Annotated in this window: 22 protein-coding genes and 1 pseudogene; 17 read left to right on the top strand and 6 right to left on the bottom strand. The window is 69.2% G+C overall.

The genetic code is table 11. The features are described 5' to 3' along the window. Positions 1 to 10 precede the first annotated feature (10 nt). From ACU6WZ_RS03520 to ACU6WZ_RS03465, 12 genes are all read left to right on the top strand, one after another. On the top strand, positions 11 to 892 hold the full coding sequence (locus tag ACU6WZ_RS03520) for an ABC transporter substrate-binding protein (protein ID WP_447031663.1): 882 nt from the start codon (positions 11 to 13) through the stop codon (positions 890 to 892). Next, positions 877 to 1230, top strand: a complete 354-nt coding sequence (locus ACU6WZ_RS03515; RefSeq protein WP_447031662.1) for a type 2 periplasmic-binding domain-containing protein — start codon at positions 877 to 879, stop codon at positions 1228 to 1230. Before ACU6WZ_RS03520 ends, ACU6WZ_RS03515 begins: the two co-directional genes overlap by 16 nt. A gap of 49 nt (positions 1231 to 1279) precedes the next feature. Beyond that, positions 1280 to 2227 (top strand): carbohydrate ABC transporter permease, encoded by a 948-nt coding sequence (locus ACU6WZ_RS03510; RefSeq protein ID WP_447031661.1) that lies wholly within the window; start codon positions 1280 to 1282, stop codon positions 2225 to 2227. Further along, positions 2227 to 3090 carry a carbohydrate ABC transporter permease gene (locus ACU6WZ_RS03505; protein WP_447031660.1) on the top strand — a complete coding sequence of 288 codons (864 nt, stop codon included), beginning with the start codon at positions 2227 to 2229 and terminating at the stop codon, positions 3088 to 3090. The genes ACU6WZ_RS03510 and ACU6WZ_RS03505 overlap by 1 nt, the downstream gene beginning before the upstream one ends. A gap of 203 nt (positions 3091 to 3293) precedes the next feature. Further along, entirely contained in the window at positions 3294 to 4493 is a 1200-nt protein-coding gene (rok7B7, locus tag ACU6WZ_RS03500) for an ROK family transcriptional regulator (RefSeq protein ID WP_447031659.1), read from the top strand. A gap of 133 nt (positions 4494 to 4626) precedes the next feature. After that, positions 4627 to 5733, top strand: coding sequence for a substrate-binding domain-containing protein (locus ACU6WZ_RS03495; RefSeq protein ID WP_447033831.1), 1107 nt, complete (start codon positions 4627 to 4629; stop codon positions 5731 to 5733). Positions 5734 to 5907: 174 nt separating this feature from the next. Continuing rightward, complete coding sequence (locus ACU6WZ_RS03490; RefSeq protein ID WP_447033829.1) at positions 5908 to 6708, top strand: ATP-binding cassette domain-containing protein; 801 nt, start codon at positions 5908 to 5910, stop codon at positions 6706 to 6708. Then, positions 6705 to 8000 carry a sugar ABC transporter permease gene (locus ACU6WZ_RS03485; protein ID WP_447031658.1) on the top strand — a complete coding sequence of 432 codons (1296 nt, stop codon included), beginning with the start codon at positions 6705 to 6707 and terminating at the stop codon, positions 7998 to 8000. The genes ACU6WZ_RS03490 and ACU6WZ_RS03485 overlap by 4 nt, the downstream gene beginning before the upstream one ends. A 256-nt stretch (positions 8001 to 8256) precedes the next feature. After that, positions 8257 to 9600, top strand: a complete 1344-nt coding sequence (locus tag ACU6WZ_RS03480; RefSeq protein ID WP_447028847.1) for an IS4 family transposase — start codon at positions 8257 to 8259, stop codon at positions 9598 to 9600. Between the two features lie 150 nt (positions 9601 to 9750). Beyond that, positions 9751 to 11667, top strand: coding sequence for a 1-deoxy-D-xylulose-5-phosphate synthase (gene dxs / locus ACU6WZ_RS03475; RefSeq protein WP_447031657.1), 1917 nt, complete (start codon positions 9751 to 9753; stop codon positions 11665 to 11667). A gap of 262 nt (positions 11668 to 11929) precedes the next feature. Continuing rightward, positions 11930 to 13447 (top strand): amino acid permease, encoded by a 1518-nt coding sequence (locus ACU6WZ_RS03470; RefSeq protein WP_447031656.1) that lies wholly within the window; start codon positions 11930 to 11932, stop codon positions 13445 to 13447. 75 nt (positions 13448 to 13522) lie between these two features. After that, the gene (locus ACU6WZ_RS03465) at positions 13523 to 13816 is read left to right on the top strand and encodes a hypothetical protein (protein ID WP_447031655.1); all 294 of its coding nucleotides are present in this window, start codon (positions 13523 to 13525) and stop codon (positions 13814 to 13816) included. Positions 13817 to 13926: 110 nt separating this feature from the next. Here the strand turns inward: ACU6WZ_RS03465 and ACU6WZ_RS03460 are convergent. Continuing rightward, positions 13927 to 14295: pseudogene (locus ACU6WZ_RS03460) on the bottom strand (PIN domain-containing protein); the annotation flags it as partial. Positions 14296 to 14454: 159 nt separating this feature from the next. Between ACU6WZ_RS03460 and ACU6WZ_RS03455 the strand changes: the two are divergent. Beyond that, positions 14455 to 15543: a PLL family lectin gene (locus ACU6WZ_RS03455; RefSeq protein ID WP_447031654.1), complete on the top strand. Its 1089-nt coding sequence runs from the start codon at positions 14455 to 14457 to the stop codon at positions 15541 to 15543. Positions 15544 to 15655: 112 nt separating this feature from the next. Here ACU6WZ_RS03455 and ACU6WZ_RS03450 read toward each other — a convergent pair whose 3' ends face one another. From ACU6WZ_RS03450 to ACU6WZ_RS03440, 3 genes are all read right to left on the bottom strand, one after another. Continuing rightward, positions 15656 to 17803, bottom strand: coding sequence for a 3-hydroxyacyl-CoA dehydrogenase NAD-binding domain-containing protein (locus ACU6WZ_RS03450; RefSeq protein ID WP_447031653.1), 2148 nt, complete (start codon positions 17801 to 17803; stop codon positions 15656 to 15658). Continuing rightward, positions 17800 to 19026, bottom strand: coding sequence for a thiolase family protein (locus tag ACU6WZ_RS03445; protein ID WP_447031652.1), 1227 nt, complete (start codon positions 19024 to 19026; stop codon positions 17800 to 17802). The genes ACU6WZ_RS03450 and ACU6WZ_RS03445 overlap by 4 nt, the downstream gene beginning before the upstream one ends. Before the next feature lie 218 nt (positions 19027 to 19244). Further along, positions 19245 to 20546 carry an HRDC domain-containing protein gene (locus ACU6WZ_RS03440; protein WP_447031651.1) on the bottom strand — a complete coding sequence of 434 codons (1302 nt, stop codon included), beginning with the start codon at positions 20544 to 20546 and terminating at the stop codon, positions 19245 to 19247. Positions 20547 to 20742: 196 nt separating this feature from the next. On the opposite strand from ACU6WZ_RS03440, the gene ACU6WZ_RS03435 reads away from it, so the two are divergent. Beyond that, positions 20743 to 21318, top strand: coding sequence for a TetR/AcrR family transcriptional regulator (locus ACU6WZ_RS03435; RefSeq protein ID WP_447031650.1), 576 nt, complete (start codon positions 20743 to 20745; stop codon positions 21316 to 21318). Between the two features lie 155 nt (positions 21319 to 21473). Here the strand turns inward: ACU6WZ_RS03435 and ACU6WZ_RS03430 are convergent, their stop codons facing one another. Beyond that, positions 21474 to 22136: a helix-turn-helix transcriptional regulator gene (locus tag ACU6WZ_RS03430; RefSeq protein WP_447031649.1), complete on the bottom strand. Its 663-nt coding sequence runs from the start codon at positions 22134 to 22136 to the stop codon at positions 21474 to 21476. Positions 22137 to 22290: 154 nt separating this feature from the next. Between ACU6WZ_RS03430 and ACU6WZ_RS03425 the strand changes: the two genes are divergently transcribed. From ACU6WZ_RS03425 to ACU6WZ_RS03415, 3 genes are all read left to right on the top strand, one after another. Next, positions 22291 to 24048 carry a hypothetical protein gene (locus tag ACU6WZ_RS03425; RefSeq protein WP_447031648.1) on the top strand — a complete coding sequence of 586 codons (1758 nt, stop codon included), beginning with the start codon at positions 22291 to 22293 and terminating at the stop codon, positions 24046 to 24048. Positions 24049 to 24161: 113 nt separating this feature from the next. Further along, positions 24162 to 24434 carry a hypothetical protein gene (locus tag ACU6WZ_RS03420; protein ID WP_447031647.1) on the top strand — a complete coding sequence of 91 codons (273 nt, stop codon included), beginning with the start codon at positions 24162 to 24164 and terminating at the stop codon, positions 24432 to 24434. Next, the gene (locus tag ACU6WZ_RS03415) at positions 24418 to 24642 is read left to right on the top strand and encodes a hypothetical protein (protein ID WP_447031645.1); all 225 of its coding nucleotides are present in this window, start codon (positions 24418 to 24420) and stop codon (positions 24640 to 24642) included. The genes ACU6WZ_RS03420 and ACU6WZ_RS03415 overlap by 17 nt, the downstream gene beginning before the upstream one ends. A 97-nt stretch (positions 24643 to 24739) precedes the next feature. Here the strand turns inward: ACU6WZ_RS03415 and ACU6WZ_RS03410 are convergent, their stop codons facing one another. Next, positions 24740 to 25189: a hypothetical protein gene (locus ACU6WZ_RS03410; RefSeq protein ID WP_447031644.1), complete on the bottom strand. Its 450-nt coding sequence runs from the start codon at positions 25187 to 25189 to the stop codon at positions 24740 to 24742. Position 25190 lies beyond the last annotated feature (1 nt).

The following is a 25190-nucleotide window of genomic DNA, read 5'->3' as shown; positions in this document are numbered from 1 at the left end:
AACACTGGTTATGGCACTGGGAGTTACCGCCTGCAGCGGTGACAGCGGGGAGGGCGACAGCAAGACCGTCAAGCTCGTCGCCGCCGACTACGGGGACAAGGCGTCCAACGCGTCCAAGGTGTACTGGGACGGCGTCGCCGAGGAGTTCGAGAAGGCCAACAAGGGATACAAGGTCGACGTCCAGGTCATCAACTGGAACGAGATCGACAAGTCCGTCAAGAACATGGTCCAGGCGGGCGACCAGCCCGACCTGCTCCAGACCGGAGGCTACGCCGACAAGGTCGCGGACGACCTGCTCTACAAGGCGGACGAGGTCCTTTCCGCCAAGACGCGCGACAACCTCATACCTTCCTTCGCCGAGGCCGGCGAGGTGAAGGGCATTCAGTACGGCATTCCGTGGGTCTCCTCCAGCCGCGTGATGTTCTACAACAAGAAGGTCCTGGAAGACGCCGGCGTCAAAACACCGCCGAAGACCTGGGACGAACTCGCCGCGGCCGCCAAGAAGATCAAGTCCGCCAAGGCCGCGGAGACCCCGTACGCTCTGCCGCTCGGGCCCGAGGAAACCCAGGGCGAGACGATGATGTGGGAGCTGGGCAACGGCGGCGGCTACACCGATGCCGACGGCAACTACACCCTCGACAGCCCGCAGAACATCGAGACCTTCGAGTGGCTCCAGAAGAATCTGGTCAAGCCCGGCCTCACGTACGCCAACCCGGCCTCCACGGACCGCAAGACGGCCTTCGCGGACTTTGCGGCCGGCAAGGTCGGCATGCTCAACGGCCACCCGAGCCTGATCCAGATGGCCAAGGAAGGCAAGGTCGACTACGGCGTGGTGCCGATCCCGGGCAAGGAGGCGCCCTGGAGAGCACGCTTGGCGTGGCCGACTGGATGATGGCCTTCAAGGACGGCGGCGCCGAGAAGGAAGGCGTCAAGAAGTTCCTGGACTTCACGTACTCCAAGAAGATGCTGGAGTTCGACGAGATGTACAACCTGATGCCGGTCACCCAGGACGCCCTCACCGAAATGCAGGGGAGTGGCAAGCACAAGGACCTGGAGCCGCTGTTCGAGGTGCTGCCGTCGGCGAAGTTCTACCCGCTGGGCGACCCTGCTTGGGACGTCGTCTCCGCCGAGATGAAGAAGACCGGTGGCAAGGCGGTCAGTGACGACCCGAAGACCGTCCTCGGTGACCTGCAGAAGAAGGCGGAGGCAGCGGCTGCCGAAGTCAAGTAGAAGGCAGTCGGCCCCGGTTCGCATTCGCTGTCGTTCACTAGGAGACTTCGTGTCACTGAAGGCCCCTCCGTCCCCGGCCGACGTCGGCCGGGGACGGGGCGGGTGCGCCTCCAGGCCGGTGAGCCGCCGCAGCGGGCTCGCCAGGCTCGGCCCGCTGCCCTGGATAGCGCCCGTCATCCTGCTGATCCTCGCCGTGGTCATCTGGCCCGTCGTCGAGCTGATCCGCACCTCGTTCCTCAAGATCTCCATCGCCGGCGTCATGCGCGGCGGGGCGGGAACCGACAAGTACAAGAAGCTCTTCGAGGAGAGCGACTTCGCGTCCGTCCTGCTCTGGACTGTGGTGTGGACAGTCGTCGTTGTGACCTTCACGATGCTGCTTTCGCTGGGCCTTGCCCAGCTGTTCAACCAGGACTTCCCCGGCCGCCGCATCACCCGATGGGCGCTCATCGCTCCGTGGGCGGCGTCTGTGCTGATGACCGCGATCGGCTTCAAGTGGATGCTCAACCAGACCGCCGGAGTGCTCAATACGGTGATGCTGGACCTCGGCATCATCGACAGCTCCCGGGACTGGCTGGGTACTCCGGAGACCGCCTGGCCGTGGATGATGGCAGTCGCGATCTTCGTCTCGCTGCCCTTCACCACGTACACGCTGCTCGCGGGTCTCCAGACCATCCCGCAGGACGTCTACGAGGCATCGCGGATCGACGGTGCGAGTCCCTGGCAGACATACCGGCACATCACCCTGCCGATGCTGCGGCCGGCCTTCCTCGTCGGTGTGGTCATCAACCTCATCAATGTCTTCAACTCCTTCCCGATCATCTGGGCCATGACGCAGGGCGGCCCCGGTTATGACACCTCCACGACCATGGTGTTCATGTACAAGCTGAAGGAGACCGACATCGGTGAGTCCGCTGCAATGTCGGTGGTCAACTTCGCGATGGTCGTGGTCCTGGTGCTGATCTTCCTGAAGGTCAGCCGTTGGAACGAGGAGGACTGATGGCCACAGCTACGGCGACCCGCCCGAACGGTCGCGCGCCCAAGCGCACTTTCCGGCCGCGCACGCTGGTCATCACGGCCTGCGCCTGGCTGCTGGCCGCGATCTTCCTGGCACCGTACCTGGAGATGATCGTCACCGCGCTCCGGCCCAAGGAGGAGCTGCGGGACCGGACCTACCTGCCCCAGAACCTGGAGTGGGCCAACTTCATCGACGTCTGGAAGGAATCCGAACTCGGGCAGAACCTGCAGGTGACACTGTTGGTCGCGGGCGGTGCCACCCTGCTTGTGCTGCTGGTCTCGCTGCCGGCCGCGTACTACACGGCACGGATGCGATACCGGGGCCGGAAGCTCTTCCTGCTGCTTGTGCTGGTCACCCAGATGTTCCAGCCCACCGCGCTACTGGTCGGCCTCTACCGCGAGTTCCACCAGCTGGACATGCTCAACTCGATCTGGACGTTGATCATCACCAATGCGGCGTTCAACCTGGCCTTCGCGGTGTGGATTCTGACTGCCTACATCAGCTCCATACCGCCGGAGCTGGAGGAGGCCGCCATGGTGGACGGCACAAGCCGCTTCGGCGCCATGGTGAAGGTCACCCTCCCGCTCGCGCTGCCGGGTGTCGTCACGGCCGTGATCTTCACCTTCATCACGAGCTGGAACGAGTTCGTGATGGGCCTGACACTCACCACCGAGCCGGACAAACAACCGCTGACGGTCGGCATCAACAACTTCATCGGTGCCTATACCGTGGAGTGGAACTACCTCTTCGCCGCGTCCGTGGTGGCCATCGTGCCGGTCATCGTGCTCTTCGCCTTCATCGAGCGGCACGTGGTCTCCGGCCTCACCGCGGGCTCTGTCAAATAGCACCGTCGCACCTCGCGCACCCGAAGCGCCTGCCGGAACCCCGTCGGCGGGCGCTTCCCGTATTCGGTCAAGGTCTTGACGGGAGGCGGCCCCTCCGACTCTGCTTAGGGTTCATATGTTGGAGGAACCACGGGGCCTCACAGTCGCGGTCCCGGCGAGGGCGGCCGTTGTGCCGTCCGCCAAGCGTAGGAGTGGATGAGTCGATGGAGACTCCGGGGTCGCAGACGTCACTGCACCGGGCCAACCTTGAGCGGGTCGTACGTGCCGTGCGCATGGCGGGCTCGCTCACCCAGGCAGAGATCGCCAGGGCCACAGGGCTCTCGGCAGCCACGGTCTCCAATATCGTGCGCGAGCTGAAGGACAGCGGAACCGTCGAGGTCACGCCGACCTCCGCGGGCGGCCGCCGGGCCCGCAGCGTCGCGCTCAGCGGTGACGCCGGCATCGTCATCGGCGTCGACTTCGGCCATACGCACCTGCGCGTCGCCGTAGGGAACCTCGCCCACCAGGTGCTCGCCGAGGAGGCCGAGCCGCTGGACGTCGACGCCTCCTCCGCCGAAGGCTTCGACCGGGCCGAGCGCCTGGTTAAGCGCCTGATCGCGGCCACCGGAATCAGCCAGGACAAGGTCATCGGGGTCGGCCTCGGCGTGCCGGGGCCCATCGACGTGGAGTCCGGCACGCTCGGTTCGACCGCGATCCTCCCGGGGTGGAAGGGCATCAACCCGAGCAAGGAACTGTCGGGGCGCCTCGGCGTGCCGGTGTACGTCGACAACGACGCCAACCTCGGCGCCCTCGGCGAGCTGGTCTGGGGCAGCGGGCGCGGGGTCAAGGACCTGGCGTACATCAAGGTCGCGAGCGGTGTCGGCGCCGGGCTGGTCATCAGCGGCCAGATCTACCGGGGCCCCGGCGGTACGGCGGGCGAGATCGGGCACATCACGCTCGACGAGTCCGGTCCGGTCTGCCGCTGCGGCAACCGCGGCTGCCTGGAGACGTTCGCCGCCGCCAGGTACGTCCTGCCCCTCCTCCAGTCCAGCCACGGCCCCGATCTGACCATGGAGCGCGTGGTCCAGCTGGCGCGCGAGGGCGACCCGGGCTGCCGCCGCGTGATCGCGGACGTGGGCCGCCACGTCGGGAGCGGCGTCGCCAACCTCTGCAATCTCCTCAACCCCAGCCGTGTGGTCCTCGGCGGCGACCTGGCGGAGGCCGGTGAGCTGGTCCTGGGACCGATCCGCGACTCCGTCTCGCGGTACGCGATCCCGAGCGCCGCCAGGCAGCTGTCGGTGCTCCCCGGCGCACTCGGCGGTCGGGCCGAAGTGCTGGGCGCGCTGGCCCTCGTACTGAACGAGATGGGCGATTCGACCCTTCTGGACAGTGCCCTGCCCGCCGGAGCTCCTGCCTTCACTTAGATAACGAATGGCACCGTTGTCATCTCGTTAAGGATTTACTCCTTGACGCTGCCTGCGCGGCCGAGTTGACTTCCAGCCACCTCGGCCGCGACGTCGCGGCCTCGTCAGGGAGGTTTCTGAAGTGAACACGCGTATGCGTCGTGCCGCCGTGGCCGTGGCCGCCACCGCAATGGCCGTTTCCCTCGCCGCCTGTGGCAGCGCCAAGGAGTCCGGAGACAAGACCACCGGGTCGGAGGGCGGCGGCAAGAAGACCGACGCCCTCAAGATCGGCCTGCTGCTCCCCGAGAATCAGACCGCTCGCTACGAGAAGTTCGACAAGCCGCTGATCGAGAAGAAGATCAGCGAGCTGACCAACGGCAAGGGCGAGGTCGTCTACGCCAACGCCAAGCAGGACGCGACCGTTCAGACGCAGCAGATCGACACGATGATCACCAACAAGGTCGACGCGCTGATCGTCGACGCGGTGGACTCCAAGGCGATCGCGGGCGGCGTGAAGAAGGCCAAGGACCGGGGCATCCCGGTCGTCGCCTTCGACCGCCTCGCCGAGGGCCCCATCGACGCGTACACCTCCTTCGACAACGAAGAGGTCGGCCACGTCCAGGGCAAGGCGCTCCTCGCCGAGCTGGGCGACAAGGCCGACGGCGGCCAGATCGTCATGATGAACGGCGCCGTCACCGACCCGAACGCCGCCCTCTTCAAGAAGGGCGCGCTGGCCGAGCTCAAGGGCAAGGTCAAGATCGGCAAGTCGTACGACACCAAGGAGTGGAAGCCGGAGAACGCCAACCAGAACATGGAAGGCGCGCTCTCCGCGCTCGGCAAGGACAAGATCGACGGCGTCTACTCCGCCAACGACGGCATGGCGGGCGGCATCATCACCGCCCTCAAGGGCGCCGGCCTCACCGAGCTCCCGCCGGTCACCGGACAGGACGCCGAACTCGCCGGTGTGCAGCGCATCGTCGCCGGTGAGCAGTTCATGAGCGTCTACAAGCCGTACGCCCCCGAGGCGGCCGCCGCCGCCGAGATGGCCGTGGCGCTCGCCAAGGGCGAGAAGCTCGACTCCATCGCCAAGAACACCGTGGACAGCCCCACCACCAAGGACGTCCCGACCGTGCTCGTGCCGGTCATCTCGCTGACCCAGGACAACATCCAGGACACCGTCCTCAAGGACGGCGTCTACACGGTCGCCGAGATCTGCACGCCGAAGTACAAGGCCGCCTGCGACAAGCTCGGACTGAAGTAGGCCCCCCGCTCCGCACCCGCGTCACCGCGGGCGAAGCCCCTCCGGCGCCCCGCCCTCCACAGCCCCGCAGCTCGGGCGGGGCGCCGGACGGAACACCCGCCCCCCACTTGTGTCTTGCTCGACCTCCGCGCCTTCCCCGGGTGCGGCATCCCCGCCGGTCAGGCGGCGAAGGAGATGGTTCATGTGTCCGCTACGCCCGTGCTGGCGTTGCGAGGGGTCTCCAAGCGGTTCGGTGCCGTCCAGGCGCTCACCGACGTAGAGCTTGAGGTCCACGCCGGTGAAGTGGTCGCCCTGGTCGGCGACAACGGCGCCGGAAAGTCCACGCTGGTCAAGACGATCGCCGGCGTGCACCCCATCGATGACGGTGTCATCGAGTGGGAAGGCCGCGCCGTACAGATCAACAAGCCCCACGACGCCCAGAACCTCGGCATCGCGACCGTCTACCAGGACCTCGCGCTGTGCGACAACATCGACGTCGTCGGGAACCTCTACCTCGGCCGGGAGCTCCGCAAGCGCGGTGTCCTCGACGAGGTCGAGATGGAGCGCCGCGCCCGGGAGCTCCTCACCACGCTGTCCATCCGCATCCCCAGCGTCCGCATCCCGATCGCCTCGCTCTCCGGCGGTCAGCGCCAGACCGTGGCGATCGCCCGCTCGATGCTCGGCGAGCCGCAGCTCGTCATCCTCGACGAGCCGACCGCGGCCCTCGGCGTCGAGCAGACCGCACAGGTCCTCGACCTGGTGGAGCGGCTGCGCGACCGCGGCCACGCGGTCGTCCTCATCAGCCACAACATGGCGGACGTCAAGGCCGTCGCGGACAAGGTGGCGGTCCTGCGGCTGGGCCGCAACAACGGCGTCTTCGACGTCAGGACCACCTCGCAGGAAGAGATCATCTCCGCGATCACCGGCGCCACGGACAACGCCGTGACCCGCCGCGCGGCGCGCAACGTGAACGTGAACGTGGAGGTCCAGAAGTGAGCACCGACAACACCTCCGCGCCGGTCACCAAGACCGCCGCCGTGGACGCCCCGGCGCCGGCGCCCGACGCCGTCACCGCCGTCGACCCCCGCCTTCTCGTGCGCGAGCAGGGCTTCGCCGGCTACCTCTCCGAGTTCAGGCGCAAGATGCGCGCCGGCGACCTGGGTTCGATACCCGTCGTCATCGGCCTGATCGTCATCTGCGCGATCTTCCAGAGCCTGAACTCGAACTTCCTGTCCGCGGGCAACCTCAACAACATCGCCGTCTCGATGGTCGCCACCGGCATGATGGCCGTCGGCATCATCTTCGTGCTGCTCCTCGGCGAGATCGACCTGTCGGTCGGCTCCGTCAGTGGCGTGTCGGGCGCCATCGTCGCCGTCCTGAGCGTCACCAACGGCATCAACGAATGGCTCGCGATCGTCGCCGCCATCGTCGGCGGCGCCCTCATCGGCGCGATCCACGGCTTCTTCTTCGCCCGGATCGGCGCCCCCGCCTTCGCCGTCACCCTGTCCGGCCTGCTGTTCTGGCAGGGCTTCATGCTTCAGCTGCTCGGCAGCAACGGCACGATCAACCTGGACTCCGACGGCCTGGTCGGCAGGCTCACGACGTACTACTTCTCGGACGTCGCCGCCGCCTACGGCCTGGCCGTCGTCGCGGTCGCCGCCTTCTTCCTGTCCTCGTTCACCGACAGCCGCCGCCGTGAGGCCGCGGGCGTCCCGTCCCGGCCGCTCAGCGAGATCGTGCTGCGTACGGTCCTGCTCGCGGTGATCGCCTTCGCCGCCGCCGCCACCTTCAACCAGTACAAGGGTCTGCCGCTCGCGGTGCTGCTCTTCCTGCTGGTCCTGGTCGCGTCGGACTTCGTGCTCCGCCGCACCACGTACGGCCGGAAGATCTTCGCGCTCGGCGGCAGCGTCGAGGCGTCCCGGCGCGCCGGTATCAACGTCACGGCGGTGCGGATCTCGGTCTTCGCCATCGCCGGTACATTCGCGGCCGTCGGCGGCCTGTTCTGGGCCTCCAAGATCGCCGCGGCCAATCAGAGCGCCGGCGCCGGTGACCTGCTGATGAACGTCATCGCGGCGGCCGTGATCGGCGGCACCAGCCTCTTCGGCGGCCGCGGCCGCACCTGGAACGCGCTGCTCGGCGTCATGGTGATCACCTCGATCCAGTACGGCCTGGCCCTCGAAGGCATCGCCACCCCGGTCCAGTACATGATCACCGGTGGCGTCCTGCTGGCGACCGTCGTGATCGACTCCGTCACCCGAAAGACGCAGAAGACCGCAGGCCGCGCCTGACAGCTCCCAGGTGTGCCCGGCGCCGGTTTTCGGTGCCGGGCACACCTGTGCGTCAATGCCGGGAAGCTTGGCTTGATCATCTCGTGTGCGGGCGCTGGATGCAGCGAAGCTCCTGTAGAACGAGCGATCTACCACGATCGACTTGTTCGGAACAGGAGCTTCGTTGTCTGGGGAGTCTGGCATAGAGGGGTCGTCGCGTGCGAGCGCGGGACAGACGGGGCAGCTGGGTGTGTTGCGCCAGGTTGTGACACGGCGGATGGTCACGGATGTGCTGGCGGCTTCCGGCCGCGGGGACCGGCGTAGTGACGGCAAACTCTGCGCGGTGACGTGTGTGTTCTTCGTGCTCGCGTTGACGCTGTTCCCGAGAGACGGCTACCGGTCGGTGCTGTCGAAGCTGGCCGGTGGGACGGCGCGGCTGGCCGCGCGGGGCCAGCTGGTCTCCTCCTCGGCGCTGCGGCAGCGCCGCGTCACGCTGGGCCCGGAGCCGTTCCGGTTACTGTTCGAGCGGATCGCCGGGCCGGTCGGCACGGTCGCGATGCCGGGGGTGTTCTGGCGGGGGCTTCGGCTGGCCTCGGTGGACGGCACGTTTCTCGAGGTCGCCGACACCGCGGTGAACGCGGTGTTCGGCCGGACCCGCAATCAGCGGCGGATCGCCGCGTTCCCCCAGGTCCGCCTGGTCGCGCTGATCGAGTGCGGGACCCGGGCGCTGCTCGGGGTGGCGTTCGACATCCGCCGGGTCTGTGAGCAGGACCTGACACGGCGCCTGCTGGACCGGATGCGCCCCGGGATGCTGGTCCTGGCCGACCGGGGATTCCCGGGCTGGCTGCTGTGGGTCGATGCCGCCGCCGGCGGGGCGGATCTGTTGTGGCGGATCTCGGCGGCGGTGCGGCTGGTCCCCGACGAGGTCCTGCCCGACGGCTCCTGGCTCGCGACCCGGCACGCGCACAAGAACATCACGAAAGCCCTGGCGGGGCGGCCCCGGTCGGTACGGATCCGGGTGATCGAGATGGTGGTCGTCATCGAGGCCGCCGACGGGTCACGACGCCATGAGCCCTACCGGCTCATCACCACCTTGCTCGACCCTGCGGCCTTCCCCGCCGGTGAACTGGCCGCACTGTATTCCCAGCGGTGGGAATCCGAGCTCGAATTCCGGGACTTGAAGATCACTCAGCGCGGGGCACGCGCCGTCCTGAGATCGAAGACACCCGCGCTGGTCAACCAGGAGATCTGGGCGTATCTCGTCACCCACCAGGCGATCCGCCGCACGATCAGTTCCACCGCCGCCGGCCACGGGCTCGATGCCGACCGGCTCTCCTTCACTGTCGCCCTGACCGTCGCCCGGGACACCGTGATCCGCACCACGGCGCGGATCGGCACCCACCTCGCCGAGATGACCACGTCGCTGCTGGCGAACCTGCGATCGGCCGAGCGACGCCTGCGGGTCTGCCCCCGGACCGTGAAACGCCCCAGCTCCATCTTCCCCTCGAAACCCGCCGGGCCGGCCAGCCGCAGCACAAAAATCACCGGATACGGGATCGAAATCATCCCACTCGACACAACCCCGCCGACCACCGCGGAGCCCGACAGCCACACGAGATGATCAAGCCAAGCTTCCCGGCATTGACCTGTGCGTACGTCCGGCGCTGTAGGCCGGGTGACGCAGAACCCACCGCCCGCCGACCACGGGCGCGGGCGGAACATTAGACTCGTCGGACCGGCAAGCAGACAGTTCAACTGCAAGGAGGCACGGGTGGCGCTGCTGACCCGCATTACGGGACCGCGCGATCTGGACGAGCTCAGCCCGGAGCAGCTGGACCGGCTGGCCGCCGAGATCCGGACTTTTCTCGTGGACGAGGTCTCCAAGACCGGCGGACACCTGGGGCCGAACCTCGGCGTGGTCGAGCTGACCATCGCCCTGCACCGGGTCTTCGAGTCGCCGAAGGACAAGGTCCTCTTCGACACCGGGCATCAGAGCTACGTCCATAAGCTGCTCACCGGCCGCCAGGACTTCACGAAGCTCAAGATGAAGGGCGGCCTGTCCGGCTACCCGTCGCGCGCCGAGTCCGAGCACGACGTCATCGAGAACTCGCACGCCTCGACCGTCCTGGGCTGGGCCGACGGCCTCGCCAAGGCCAACCAGGTCCTGAAGAAGGACGACCATGTCGTCGCCGTCATCGGTGACGGCGCGCTCACCGGCGGCATGGCCTGGGAGGCGCTGAACAACATCGCCGTCGCCAAGGACCGCCCGCTCGTCATCGTCGTCAACGACAACGAGCGGTCGTACGCCCCGACCATCGGCGGCCTCGCGAACCACCTCGCCACGCTCCGCACCACCGACGGCTACGAGCGTTTCCTCGCCCGCGGCAAGGACATCCTGGAGCGCACCCCGGTCGTCGGCCGCCCGCTCTACGAGACCCTGCACGGCGCGAAGAAGGGCCTCAAGGACTTCATCGCACCGCAGGGCATGTTCGAGGACCTCGGCCTGAAGTACGTCGGCCCGATCGACGGCCACGACATCGAGGCCCTGGAGTCCGCGCTCCAGCGCGCCAAGCGCTTCGGTGGGCCCGTCATCGTGCACTGCCTCACCGAGAAGGGCCGCGGCTACCAGCCGGCCCTCGCCGACGAGGCGGACCGCTTCCACGCCGTCGGCAAGATCCACCCCGACACCGGACTGCCGATCGCCTCCTCGGGCGTCGACTGGACCTCGGTGTTCGGCGAGGAGATGGTCAGGCTCGGCAAGGAGCGCGAGGACATCGTCGCGATCACCGCCGCCATGCTCCAGCCGGTCGGACTCGACAGGTTCGCGAAGGCGTTCCCCGACCGGGTGTACGACGTCGGGATCGCCGAGCAGCACGGCGCGGTCTCCGCGGCCGGGCTGGCCACCGGCGGCCTGCACCCCGTCTTCGCCGTGTACGCGACGTTCCTCAATCGCGCCTTCGATCAGGTCCTGATGGATGTCGCCCTGCACAAGTGCGGCGTGACCTTCGTACTGGACCGCGCGGGCGTCACCGGCACCGACGGTGCCTCGCACAACGGCATGTGGGACATGTCGATCCTCCAGTGCGTCCCGACGCTGCGGATCGCCGCCCCGCGCGACGCCGACCAGGTCCGCGCCCAGTTGCGTGAGGCCGTCGAGGTCGACGACGCCCCGACCGTCGTCCGCTTCTCCAAGGGCGCGGTCGGCCCCGCGGTCAAGGCCGTCGGCAAGGTCGGCGGCATGGACATCCTCCGCAAGCCCGTCGACGCCGCCGCGGCCGACGTCCTGCTGGTCTCGGTCGGCGCGCTCGCACCGATGTGCCTGGAGATCGCGGACCTCCTCACCAAGCAGGGCATCACCACGACCGTCGTCGACCCGCGCTGGGTCAAGCCGGTCGACGAGGCGCTCGCGCCGCTCGCCGAGCAGCACCGGGTGGTCGTCACCGTCGAGGACAACAGCCGCGCCGGCGGCGTCGGCTCAGCCGTCGCCCAGTCGCTGCGGGACGCGGGGGTCGATGTACCACTGCGCGACTTCGGCATCCCGCCGCGCTTCCTCGACCACGCCTCCCGCAAGGAGGTCCTGGCCGAGATCGGGCTGACGGCCCCGGACATCGCGCGCCAGGTGACGGGAGTCGTCGCCAAGCTGGACGGCCGCCTGGAGGACGTGCCGGCCGAGGTCGCGAGCGACTGACCCGGCCGGCGCGGCCCGTCCGCACGCGCCCGCACCCGCCCGCCCCCGAAGGACCCGCCCGGAGCACGCACTCCGGGCGGGTCCTTAGTGTTTCGGTCCGCCAAAAGAGTGAACTCACACAGCTGTTACGCATACCGGTCGTTGCCTCCCTTCGGGTGAAACAGGGCGGCGGTCCTCGTAGGAACTGATCGGTTCACTCACGATCATGACTGAAACTCGCTCACTCAACGTTGGGCGACAGCCGACAGTCGGAGGTACGCCGGTGAGTACGCAGCAGGACCCGGGACCAGTGAGGTCCGGCATGTTCGCCACCAAGACGGTCGAACAGTCGATCCGCGACACCGAGGAACCCGAGCACGCGCTCAAGAAATCCCTCTCCGCGCTGGACCTGACGGTCTTCGGAGTCGGGGTCATCATCGGGACCGGCATCTTCGTTCTCACGGGCAAGGTGGCCAAGGAGACGGCAGGCCCAGCCACCGCGCTCGCCTTCGTCGCCGCCGGCATCGTGTGCGCCCTCGCGGCCCTGTGCTACGCCGAGTTCGCTTCCACCGTCCCGGTCGCCGGGTCCGCGTACACCTTCTCGTACGCCTCCCTCGGTGAGCTCGTCGCCTGGACCATCGGCTGGGACCTGGTCCTGGAGTTCGCGCTGGGCACGGCGGTGGTGGCGGTCGGCTGGTCCGGCTACGTCCGCTCACTGATGGACAACGTCGGCTGGAGCATGCCCGACGCCCTGTCAGGACCCGATGTGGCAGAAGGTTTCGGCTTCGACATCCTGGCCTTCGTACTGGTGCTGCTGCTCACGGTCATCCTGGTCATCGGCATGAAGCTGTCGGCCCGTGTCACCGCGGTCGTCGTCGCCATCAAGCTGACCGTGGTCCTGATCGTCATCATCGCCGGCGCCTTCTTCATCAAGGCCGCCAACTACAAGCCGTTCATCCCCGACGCCGTGCAGCAGCCCGCGGGCGCCGGCCTGGACGCGCCCCTGGTCCAGCTGATCTTCGGCTACGAACCCACGAACTTCGGCGTCATGGGCATCTTCACCGCCGCGTCCGTGGTCTTCTTCGCCTTCATCGGCTTCGACGTGGTGGCCACCGCCGCCGAGGAGACGAAGTTCCCGCAGCGGGACATGCCGCGCGGCATCCTCGGATCGCTCATCATCTGCACCGTCCTGTACGTCGCCGTGTCACTCGTGGTCACCGGCATGCAGAACTACACCGAGCTGTCGGTCAGCGCCCCGCTGGCCGACGCCTTCAAGTCCGTGGGCCATCCGATCTACGCGGGCGTCATCAGCTTCGGCGCCGCCGTCGGTCTCACCACCGTCTGCATGATCCTGCTGCTCGGTCAGACCCGGGTGTTCTTCGCGATGAGCCGCGACGGGCTGCTGCCGCGGTTCTTCTCCAAGACCCACCCCCGGTTCGGCACCCCCTACCGCCCCACCATCCTGCTCGGCGTGATCATCGCGATCATCGCGGGCTTCACCAGCATCAACGAGCTCGCGACGCTGGTGAACATCGGCACGCTCTTCGCGTTCGTCGTCGTGGCCCTCGGCGTCATCGTCCTGCGCCGCACCCGACCCGACCTGCACCGCGCCTTCCGCACCCCCTGGGTGCCGGTGGTCCCGATCCTCTCGGTGGCCGCGTCGGTCTGGCTGATGCTGAACCTGCCGGCCGAGACGTGGGTGCGGTTCGCCGTCTGGATGGCGCTGGGCTTCCTCGTGTACTTCATCTACGGCCGCCGCCACAGCCGCCTCGGCCGCCAGGGCGCGGACGCGAAGTACTGAGGGGTCCGGCCGGCGTCGGGGGGAGAGAGACGTGCGGCGGGGGTCGGAGGTTGTACCGCCGCGCGTCTCGATCGGGTGGTTGCATTCGCCGCGCTGCGGGACGCAGGTGAGGCGTGTGCCGACGGCTTCACACTGATCGTCGGCACGGACAAGATGAAGATTACCAAGGTGGTCCCGGCCGCCTACAGTGGTGGGGACCAAGCTGTCGCGTACGCCGTCAGCGTCGACCTGGAGGGCATGACCGGCCTGTCCCACCTGGTGGCGGTGCGCAAGGGCGGCACGCTCGCCTCCTTCTACGCCCACAGCCTTACGGGCACAACCAAGCAGCCGACGGCTGTCATCGACGCCCAGGTCGCCAAGCTCCGCTGACCCCGCCCCGGCCCCGTACGTCCCGCTTCGGCGCGGCTGCGGGGCCGGTCCGCGTCCAGACCCTCACCGCGCACCGTCACCCGCCCCCCCCGGAGGCCAGGCCCGCCCTCCGGCCGCACGGTTCGCGGGCCCGTACAGTGCGCGCCGTGGGCCTCCACGCGGCGCCTGAGCTCACGGTCGGCGGTGACGACGACCACTGTCCGCCCCTCCGGCTCCGCGGCGACCACCTCCACGATCCGGTCGTCGCCACTGCCGGGCGCCGAGTCGACCCGTACGCCCGGCACAGAGGGGACTCCCCGTGCGGCGCCCTCGACAACCAGGGTGATGTCCAAGGGGCCGGGGTGGCCGGGGACGCCCTCGTCGGCGTACGCCCGCAGGTGGTCGCGCAGCCGCTCGGCGGCCCCGCGGCGGTCGCGCCACCAGCCGTCCGGCACGGATCCAACGACATTGGCGGCGTCCACGACGAGCAGAGTTCTCATACCGTCCTCATAGCACGTGCGGGTCACTGGAGGGGTCACGTGCGGGCGGGGCCCTGGGGATCTGCCAGGCGGTCGCCACCAGCCAAAACGATATGCTTGTTCGATATGGCGGGGGGATCAGATCCGGCAAGCCGATGCACAGAAGGTTGGCGTGACGCAATGAGGCCGCGCAGCGCGGACAAGCCCGAGCGAGATCTCACCACCCCGTCCGGCCCTCCGCCTGCGCGTGGTCCGGAGACCAGCCGCTGGCTGCTGCGCGGCAGGGACGGCCGGCTCACCGCGTACGCCCCGGCCGACGGCGGTTTGCTGCGCTGGACGGAGACCGCCCCGGGCGGTCCGGAGTGGGCGGGCCCGCACTTCTTCCCGGCCCCCGGCATCGCGCACCTCACCCTCGCCCAGGGCCCCGACGGCTACGTGCACCTCATCGGCCGGCGCCACGGGGGCAAGGCCGTGGACATCGTGCATGCGATCCAGTACCAGACCGGCCGCCCGCTCACCGCCTGGCACAACCTCGGCAACCCCTACAAGGAAGCCGAACGCGGCCTGAAGATCGGCGTCCCCGCCGCCGCCGTCGACCAGGCCGGCTCCGTCCACGTCTTCGTCCGCAATGCGGGCCACGGCCTCCAGATGCGCCGACAGGCGAAGAACGGCAAGTGGGAGGGGTGGAAGGACCTGCGCGGCAGCAACGCCCGCGACGGCCCGGTGGCGGTGCCCACGGCAGCCGGCACGGTCGAGCTGCTCGTCCCCTCGGACAGCGGGGCGCTGCGCTGGACCCAGCAGGAGCCCGGCGGCGAGTTCACGCAGACCGACGACGTGCCCCTCGCCCCCGAGGTCGGCACGGTCACCGGCCTGGAGACCGCCGACGACCGCATCACCTACTACGGCAACGACACCGGGGCCAAGGGCATCAGCGCCCACCGCCCCGGCCACAGCGCCGTCGCACTCTCGGGCGACCCCACCGACAGCCCGGTCGCCGCCCTGCGCGCCGGCATCGGCAGCCACGACTGCACAGTCCTGGCCCACCGGGGCAGCGACGGCCGCCCTGCTCTGGCGGCGTGCGTGACGGGGGCCGAGAGCGACGGCCTGTGGTGGACCGCGACGGGGGAGAAGTGCCTGGGCGCGCCCGCGCTGGCGGTCGACGCCGCCGGCCGCGTGGTGCTCGCGGTGATCGGCGCGGACGGCGCGCTGCACCTGGCCCGCCAGAAGCCCGAGGACGGCTTCGCGCTGGCGGCCTGGGCACGCATCTGAGCGCACCCGCAGCACGCACCCGCAGCACAAGCCGCAGCGCGCACCCGCCGCACGCGAACGGGCCGTACGGGATCATCTCCCGTACGGCCCGCCGTCGTTGACCAGGCGTGCGTTACGCCGGGACGCTCGCCACGCCCTGCGCCAGGAACTTCTTCCCGTTGACGCGCTCCGCGTAGCCCTCACGGTCCAGGTACGGCGTGATGCCGCCCAGGTGGAAGGGCCAGCCGGCGCCCGTGATCAGGCAGAGGTCGATGTCCTGCGCCTCGGCGACGACCCCCTCCGCCAGCATCAGGCCGATCTCCTGCGCCACGGCCTCCATGACGCGGGTACGGACCTGCTCCTCCGTCAGGACACTGTCGCCCTGCTTGAGCAGGGCGGCGACCTCGGGGTCCAGCTCGGGCTTCCCGGTGGAGTACACGTAGAAGCCCCGCTTGCCGGCCGCGACCACGGCGGCCAGGTTCGGTGACACCGTGAAGCGCTCCGGGAAGGCGCGGTTCAGGGTCTGCGACACATGCAGACCGATCGCCGGGCCGACCAGCTCCAGCAGCACCAGCGGCGACATCGGCAGGCCGAGCGGCTCGATGGCCCTCTCGGACACCTCGACCGGGGTGCCCTCGTCGATGACGTTCTGGATCTCGCCCATGAAGCGGGTGAGGATGCGGTTGACGACGAACGCGGGGGCGTCCTTCACCAGCACCGCGGTCTTCTTCAGCTTCCGCGCCACACCGAACGCCGTGGCCAGCGAGGCGTCGTCGGTCTGCTCGCCGCGCACGATCTCCAGCAGCGGGAGGATCGCGACCGGGTTGAAGAAGTGGAAGCCGACGACCCGCTCGGGGTGCTTCAGCTTCGACGCCATCTCGGACACCGACAGCGAGGAGGTGTTGGTGGCGAAGATGGCGTGCGCCGGGGCGACCGCCTCGACCTCCGCGAACACCTGCTGCTTGACGCCGATCTCCTCGAAGACGGCCTCGATGATGAAGTCGGCGTCGGAAAAGCCCTCGGCCTTGTCCAGCACACCGGTCACCAGAGCCTTGAGGCGGTTGGCCTTGTCCTGGTTGATACGGCGCTTCCCGAGCAGCTTGTCGATCTCGGCGTGGACGTAACCCACACCCTTGTCGACACGCTCCTGGTCGATGTCCGTCAGGACGACCGGCACCTCCAGCCGGCGCAGGAACAGCAGCGCCAGCTGCGAGGCCATCAGACCGGCGCCGACGACGCCGACCTTGGTGACCGGGCGGGCGAGGGACTTGTCCGGCGCACCGGCCGGGCGCTTGGCGCGCTTCTGGACCAGGTTGAAGGCGTAGATACCGCTGCGCAGCTCGTCACCCATGATCAGGTCGGCGAGAGCGGTGTCCTCCGCGTCGAAGCCGCCGCTGACGTCGCCGTCCTTGGCCGCCGCGATGATGTCCAGCGCGCGGTACGCCGCCGGGGCGGCGCCGTGCACCTTGGAGTCCGCGATGGCCCTGCCGCGCGCCACGGCCTGGTCCCAGGCCGCACCGCGGTCGATCTCCGGGCGGGCCACCTGAAGCTCGCCGCGCAGCACGGAAGCCGTCCAGATCAGCGACTGCTCCAGGAAGTCCGCGCCCTCGAAGATCGCGTCGGCGATCCCGAGCTCGAAGACCTGCTTGCCCTTGAGCTGACGGTTCTGGTTCAGCGAGTTCTCGATGATGACCGTGACCGCGCGGTCGGCGCCGATCAGGTTCGGCAGCAGCGCGCAGCCGCCCCAGCCCGGAACCAGGCCGAGGAAGACCTCGGGCAGCGAGAACGCGGGCAGCGCGGCCGAGACCGTACGGTACGAGCAGTGCAGGCCGACCTCGACGCCGCCGCCCATCGCCGCGCCGTTGTAGTACGCGAAGGTGGGCACAGCGAGCCCCGACAGGCGGCGGAAGACGTCGTGGCCGCCCTTGCCGATGGCCAGCGCGTCCTCGTGCCGCTTCAGCAGCTCGACGCCCTTGAGGTCGGCGCCGACCGCGAAGATGAACGGCTTGCCGGTGAGGCCGACGCCGATGATGGAGCCCTCGGCAGCCTCCTTCTCGACCTGGTCGATGGCGGCACTCAGGTTCGCCAGCGACTGCGGTCCGAAAGTGGTCGGCTTGGTGTGGTCCAGGCCGTTGTCCAGCGTGATGAGCGCGAAGCGCCCGCCCGTGGCCGAGCCCGCCGACGGCAGGTCGATGTGGCGCACGTGCGCCTGCGTGACGACCTCGCCCGGGAACAGCTCGGCTGCGCCCTTCAGAAGCTCGGCGGTGTTGCTGCTGCTCACTTGGTGCCTCCGGCGGCCTCGAAGTGCGGGTTCTCCCAGATGACCGTTCCGCCCATGCCGAAGCCGACGCACATGGTGGTCAGGCCGTACTGGACGTGCGGCTGCTCCTCGAACTGCCGCGCCAGCTGGGTCATCAGGCGTACGCCCGAGGAGGCCAGCGGGTGACCGAACGCGATCGCGCCGCCGTACTGGTTCACGCGCGGGTCGTCGTCGGCGATGCCGTAGTGGTCGAGGAAGGCGAGCACCTGCACGGCGAACGCCTCGTTGACCTCGAACAGGCCGATGTCGGAGATCGACAGACCGGCCTTGGCCAGCGCCTTCTCCGTCGACGGGACCGGGCCGATGCCCATGACCTCGGGCTCGACACCCGCGAAGGCGTAGGACACCAGGCGCATCTTGACCGGCAGGCCCAGCTCGCGCGCCACGTCCTCGGCGGCGATCAGCGAGGCGGTGGCGCCGTCGTTCAGACCGGCGGCGTTGCCCGGGGTGACCCGGCCGTGGGCGCGGAACGGCGTCTTGAGCCCGGCCAGCATCTCCAGCGTCGTACCGGGGCGCATCGGCTCGTCGGCCGTGGCCAGGCCCCAGCCCGTCTCCCCGGCCTCCGGGTTGCTGCGGCGTACGGACACGGGCACCAGGTCCGCCTGGATCCTGCCGTCGGCGTACGCCTTGGCGGCCTTCTCCTGCGAGCGGACCGCGTACTCGTCCGAGCGGTTCTTGGTGAGGTGCGGGAACCGGTCGTGCAGGTTCTCCGCGGTCATGCCCATGAACAGGGCGGACTCGTCGACGAGCTTCTCGCTGACGAAGCGCGGGTTCGGGTCGACGCCCTCGCCCATGGGGTGACGGCCCATGTGCTCGACGCCACCGGCCACGGCGATGTCGTACGCACCGAAGGCGACGCCGCCCGCGATCGCGGTCACCGCGGTCATCGCACCGGCGCACATGCGGTCGATCGAGTAACCGGGGACGGTCTCGGGCAGGCCCGCGAGGATGCCGGCGGTCCGACCCAGCGTCAGACCCTGGTCGCCGATCTGCGTGGTCGCGGCGAGCGCGACCTCGTCGATGCGGGCGGGGTCGAGATCCGGGTTGCGGCGCAGCAGCTCCCGGATGCACTTGACGACGAGGTCGTCGGCGCGGGTCTCGTGGTAGATGCCCTTCGGGCCCGCCTTGCCGAACGGGGTGCGGACGCCGTCGACGAAGACGACATCCCTGACGGTACGAGGCACGATTGGCTCTCCTCCAGGGGTGCGGGTGGCACTGCTGCACTGTGGGGGTGTCCGGCCGGTCACCCCGCACGGCACGCCGACGTAGGCGTGCTGCGTACCGCCATGCTACTTGCGGGTAACCAAGCTGCCCACCCCCCACGGCGGGAGCGGCGAAGGTCACACCGGGAAGCCCCCGGCCGCAGGCGGTCGGAGGCTTCCCGGGTGTGCACCCATGATGCTCAGGGGGCGGTCGCGGCCAGCGCTTCGATCAGCAGCGGCGCGACCAGCTCGACCTGCCAGGGGCGTGCTCCGTACGACGCCAGCGATGCGGCCATCGTCTCCGTCGTCGCGTCCTTCGGGGGCTCCCAGCAGACGCGCCGGACCGTGTCCGGGGTGATCAGGTTCTCCTGGGGCATGTTCAGCTCCTCGGCCAGCGCCGAGACCGCCGCCCGCGCCGCCGAGAGCCGGGCCGCGGCGACCGGGTCCTTGTCCGCCCACGAGCGCGGCGGCGGCGGGCCCGCCAAGGCCGGCCCCGGCTGCGGAAGCTCGGCGTCCGGCAGCGCCTTGGCGCGGTCGACGACGTCCTGCCACTGCTCCAGCTGCCTGCGCCCCATGCGGTGACCGAAGCCGGGCAGTACGGACAGGGCCTGCGCGTTCAGCGGGACGGCGAGCGCCGCCTCGACGATCGCCGTGTCGCTCAGTACCTTGCCCGGCGACACGTCGCGGCGCTGGGCGATCCGGTCCCGCGTGGTCCACAGCTCCCGCACGATCGCCATCTGGCGGCGCCGGCGCACCTTGTGCATTCCCGACGTACGCCGCCACGGGTCCTTGCGGGGCGGGGCGGGCGGTGCCGAGGCGATCGCGTCGAACTCCTGGCGGGCCCAGTCGAGTTTGCCCTGCCGGTCGAGTTCCTTCTCCAGCGCGTCCCGCAGGTCCACCAGGAGTTCCACGTCCAGCGCGGCGTAGCGCAGCCACGGCTCGGGCAGCGGGCGGGTGGACCAGTCGACGGCGGAGTGGCCCTTCTCCAGGGCGTAACCGAGGACGGACTCGACCATCGCTCCCAGGCCCACGCGCGGGAAGCCGGCAAGGCGTCCCGCGAGCTCGGTGTCGAAGAGCCGGGAGGGCGCCATGCCTATTTCGCGCAGGCACGGCAGATCCTGGGTCGCCGCGTGGAGGATCCACTCGACCCCGTCCAGGGCCTCGCCCAGGCCGGACAGGTCGGGACAGCCGACCGGGTCGATGAGCGCACTGCCGGCGCCGGCGCGGCGCAGCTGTACGAGGTAGGCGCGCTGCCCGTACCGGTACCCCGACGCGCGCTCGGCGTCCACGGCCACGGGCCCGGTGCCACGGGCGAATGCTGCGATGACTTCGCCGAGGGCGTCGGGCGTCGCAACCACCGGCGGAACGCCCTCGCGGGGCTCCAGCAAGGGGATCGGCGCCGGTTCGACGTCGTCCGGGGGCTGCGACACCTGCGGCTGCCGCCGCGGGTCACCGGCGTTTCGCAGTTCTGGCTCTGCTGCGGTCTCTTGGGCGTCCGTCACGTGTCAAGGGTATCTGCCCACGCGGGCGCCTGACCTGCACCTTCGCCGGAAGGATCTCCTGACCTGCGAAAACATCCCTCAGCCCGTCCCGCCGCCGCGCTACGGACGGGGCGCATGACACCCACGTCCGGCACCACGGGCGGTCGTACGCGTCTGAAGTGATACAAACGTAGTACTACGAATGGAGTGGTATTTCATGGTGCGCAGGAACGACGAACGACGGGCGGCCCTCGTCGACGCCGCCATCCAGGTACTGGCGGCGGAGGGGGCCCGCGGCATGACCTTCCGGGCGGTGGACACCGCGGCCGGCGTGCCCCCCGGCACCGCCTCCAACTACTTCGCCAACCGCGACGACCTGTTCACCCAGGCAGGCGCGCGGGTCTACGAGCGGCTCCAGCCCGACGAGGCGACCATCGCCCGGCAGCGGGAGAGCGCCCCGGACAAGGAGAGCTACACGCTGCTCATGACCGAACTGGTCGGCCGGATCAGCGCCTTCCGCACCGGCTACCTGGCGCTGCTCGAACTGCGACTGGAGGCGACCCGGCGCCCGCAGCTCCGCGCGGTGCTGACCGAGCGGGTGCGTGCCGACCTGGAAGCCAACGTGGCCTACCACGAGGCGTCCGGCCTGCCCGGCGACGCGACCGCCGTCCGGCTGCTCTACCTCGCGCTGAACTGGCTCATCGTCGAACAGCTCACCCTGCCGGACGTGCTCTCCGAAGCCGAACGCGAGCAACTCGTCGCGGCCGCGGTCGAGCGCATCGTGATGCGGTGACCGGTCGGCGCTCCGACGGGCAGCCGGGCAGCGCTCCTGCGGAGCGCTGATGCGAGCGCTCGTACGGGAGCGCTCGTACGGAATGCGCCCGCCGACGGAACGTTCCGTCGGCGGGCGCGTGGGGGGGCGGGGGTGTGAGCGGGATATGAGAGCGGTCAGTGGATGATTCCGGTGCGCAGGGCCACCGCCACCATCCCGGCGCGGTCGCCCGTGCCGAGCTTGCGTGCGATGCGGGCGAGGTGGCTCTTGACCGTCAGGGCGGAGAGGCCCATCGAGACGCCGATCGCCTTGTTCGACTGGCCCTCCGCGACCAGTCTGAGCACCTCGACCTCACGGCCGGAGAGCTCGCGATAGCCGCCCGGGTGGCTCGGGGAACCCGGGGGGCGGCGGTGCATGCGGGCGGCCGCGGCGCCGATGGGGGCGGCGCCGGGGCGGTTGGGGTGCCCGATGTTGTTGCGCGTACCGGTGACGACGTAGCCCTTGACGCCGCCCGCGAGGGCATTGCGTACGGCGCCGATGTCGTCGGCGGCGGAGAGGGCGAGGCCGTTGGGCCAGCCCGCGGCACGGGTCTCGGACAGCAGGGTCAGCCCGGAACCGTCGGGCAGGTGGACGTCGGCAACGCAGATGTCGCGCGGGCTGCTGACGCGGGGGCGTGCCTCCGCGATGGACGACGCCTCGATGACGTCACGTACTCCAAGGGCCCACAGGTGGCGGGTGACGGTGGAGCGGACGCGTGGGTCGGCCACGACGACCATGGCCGTCGGCTTGTTCGGGCGGTAGGCGACCAGGCTTGCGGGCTGCTCGAGGAGTACGGACACCAGGCCTCCTGGGGGGAGTGGCGGGACTCTCCGGCTCGGGGATGAAGCCGGGGGAACCATGCTGGAAGGGTCATTGACCTCTTCGGCAGCAGTGCCCTTCGCCTTTAGGGAAAGATCACGATTTGGTGAGTAACAATTCGGGCAATTAGGACGCGTGATCGATCATGTGAAGAAATGTTCGCTGACCATGTACTCGTCGAACAACGCCACCAGCGGGTTCACCCGCGAGAACCACATGGCCGTCAGCCAGGTGGGTACGGGGCCGGCGAAGTTCATGTACTGGAGCAACGCGGCCACGGTCCTGGGCTCCATCGTCCTGCTCGGCTTCTGGTACGCCATCGGCATGCTGGCCGGCTCGGTCAAGCGGATCTTCGGCTTGGTGGCCGCCGTGCCGTTCGCGACGCTGGGCGCGATGCAGGCGATCGCCAAAGTGATCGTCTACTCCATGGCACTGATCCTGGAGGTCCTCATCACGCTGTTCATCTACCAGTTCGTCTCGGAGTTCCTGATCTCGGTCCCGGACATCATGGCTGGACCCGTGTCGAGCTTCATGAGCCCGGGCGGCTTGTGGGGCAGCGCTGCGCTCGGCGGGATCATCGTGGTGATCCTGACCCTGATCTCCTCGCTGGTGATCACGGGCATCACCTTCGCCCTGCTACGGGTGCGCAAGACTGTGCTGCAGGCGATGGACGAGGTGGTCACCAAGCTCGTGGACAAGTTCCTCGAGACGAACACCACGCCGAAGCCGGACAAGGGCGGGCTGATGCCTGCTCTGGCCGCGGGTGCAGGGGCTGGCGCGGGTATGGCCATGGGCAACAAGCTCGCCAACGGGTTCAACAGCAAGACCAGCGGTCCGGCGTCCCCGAGCACGGGCAAGCCCGCAGGCAAGACGGCGTCGACGAACGCCGGCGGCACGAACGGTGACGCCACGGCGCTGACCGCTGGTCAGCAGCAGCCGGCCCTCGGGGGTGGCGGCCATGATCGACCGGATGGCCCGGACAGCCCGGCGCTGGATGGTGGTCCTGGTGGTGGTGGCTCCGGCGGCAGCAGTGACGACGTCAAGGCTCTGCCGGGCGGCAGTGGTCCCGCCGGTGCTCAGGGCGCGCCCGGTCAGGGCGACGGGCCCGACGACAAGGGTGGTCCGTTGCAGCTGACGAGTGGTGGAGCGGGCAGCTCGCGCTCGGACAAGCAGACGGCGCAGGGTCTGAGCAACCAGGGCGGCCTGTCGAACCTCGGGTACACCTCGGACGGCAACAAGGTCATCCCCGGTGAGGTTCTGGCCTCGTCCACGGATCCGTCGAGCTCTCGCGGTGGCGCTCAGGGCCGAAGCGGTGCGGGTAGCACCGACTCTGTTCCGACCAGCGGAGACCGTAAGGCTGTCGCCGGTCAGAAGGGCCCGACGCAGTTCGGCACGGGTTCCCAGGGTGCGCAGAGCCAGCAGGGCAGCAACCAGCAGGCTGCGCCGCAGCGCTTCAGCGGCGACGCTGTGCCTGCCCCGGCTCCTGCTTCCGGGAAGCCGGCCGCGCCGAGCACGCGTCCGAGGCGCTCCGCTCAGGGCACCCCTGCCCCGAGGCAGCTGGGAGCTGGCACGTCGGATCCTCGTTCCGTGGCCGCTTCGGCTTCGGATCAGACTCCGGCTGCGCCTGGTACGCGGACTCCGGCTCGGACGCAGGCAGCGCGTCAGCCGGGTTCGATCCAGGCGTCGACGCCGACGCCGCGCCAGACGCCTGCCCCGCGGGCTCAGGCTCCGCGGCCGCCGGCTCCTGCACCGGCTCCTTCGCCGCGGCAGGCTCCGGCTCCGCGTCCTCGTCCGCGCCGGATTGCCGATCCGGCCCCTCAGAGCGTGGAGACCCCGGAGCCGCAGCAGAGGCCGGCCGGTGGCCTCCGCCGGGGCCGGCGCAAGGAGGACTGATCGTCCGGTCGAGGGCGAGCGTGGAGGGCTGACGCACCAGGTGAGGATGATCGCGATGATCGTTCTCACCGGGTGCGTCTCCCTTTGAGCAGCGTGAGGAGAAGGAGGGGAGCATGAGGCTCGGATCGAGGCTTCGCGGCGAGTTCCCGCGTGGCTGGTGGCGCTCGGCGCGATGGTGGATCACCGGGATCCGCGAGCTGGCACTGAGCACTGTGGCGGCCGTGACCACCGTGCTGTTCGTCGGCGAGATGATGCGCGCCGTGCGGTATCGCGACGAGCCGCGGACTCCGGCGCGTCTGGCCGGCACGTTCGAGGGGTACGTGTCGAGCCTTCTGGTCAACGGCGCAGGCTTGGGCGTTTTTGGGCACCATGGCGATCGAGGATGATCTGCCTGTGGTGCTGATGGTGCTGCTGACTGGGTGGTGTCTGTCCAACATCGGCGTCAGCGCCGTGGTGTTCGTCGTGGTGGCCCAGTCGAGGATTCGGAGGCCGGCAGCGTGGGCCGAACTCGATTTCGTCGAGCAGCATGCTCCGAAGTACGGCCGGCCGCCGGAGACGATCGAGGAGTACCGGGCGCAGCAGCTTCAGGAGTAGACGTCAGAGGCTTGATCAGCCGGGGAAAGACAGAACCCCGTGGACGCGATGTCCACGGGGTTCTGTGTTGCTTTGCCGGCCGAGCGAGACGTCGACGTTACTTCCCGCACTTGACCTTGAAGCCGTCCAGCAGAGCCTTGCCGGCATCGGAGTTGTCACGTACGTACGCGCTACCGCTGATGCTGATCGAGGTGTCGCTGGTTGAGACGGACTCGCTGCCAGTCCGCTTGTTGCGGCTGTCCTCTCCGGCGACCGTCCAGATGATCTGGGACTGATCCTTGTTGAACTCGCCGGTGCTGGTCACGCCCGGCTTCTCGTAGACACCATCGCAGGTGTACTCATGATGCGAGACACTGTTGCCCTTGACGACCAGCTGGCCGAGTTCGGACGTGCCGTTGACGTCCTTGACGTAGTAGGTACCGTCGAGCTTGCTGGCGCTGTCGCTGCTTCCGCTGCAGGCGGTGAGTATGAGTGAGCCCGCGGCCAGGGCCGCGATGGACACGGCGATCTTGGCCCGCGTCCTACGTGCGGTCCTGGTGATGCTCATG

This window comes from Streptomyces hypolithicus (assembly GCF_052934925.1).
This window is presented reverse-complemented; position numbering and strand designations above follow the sequence as displayed.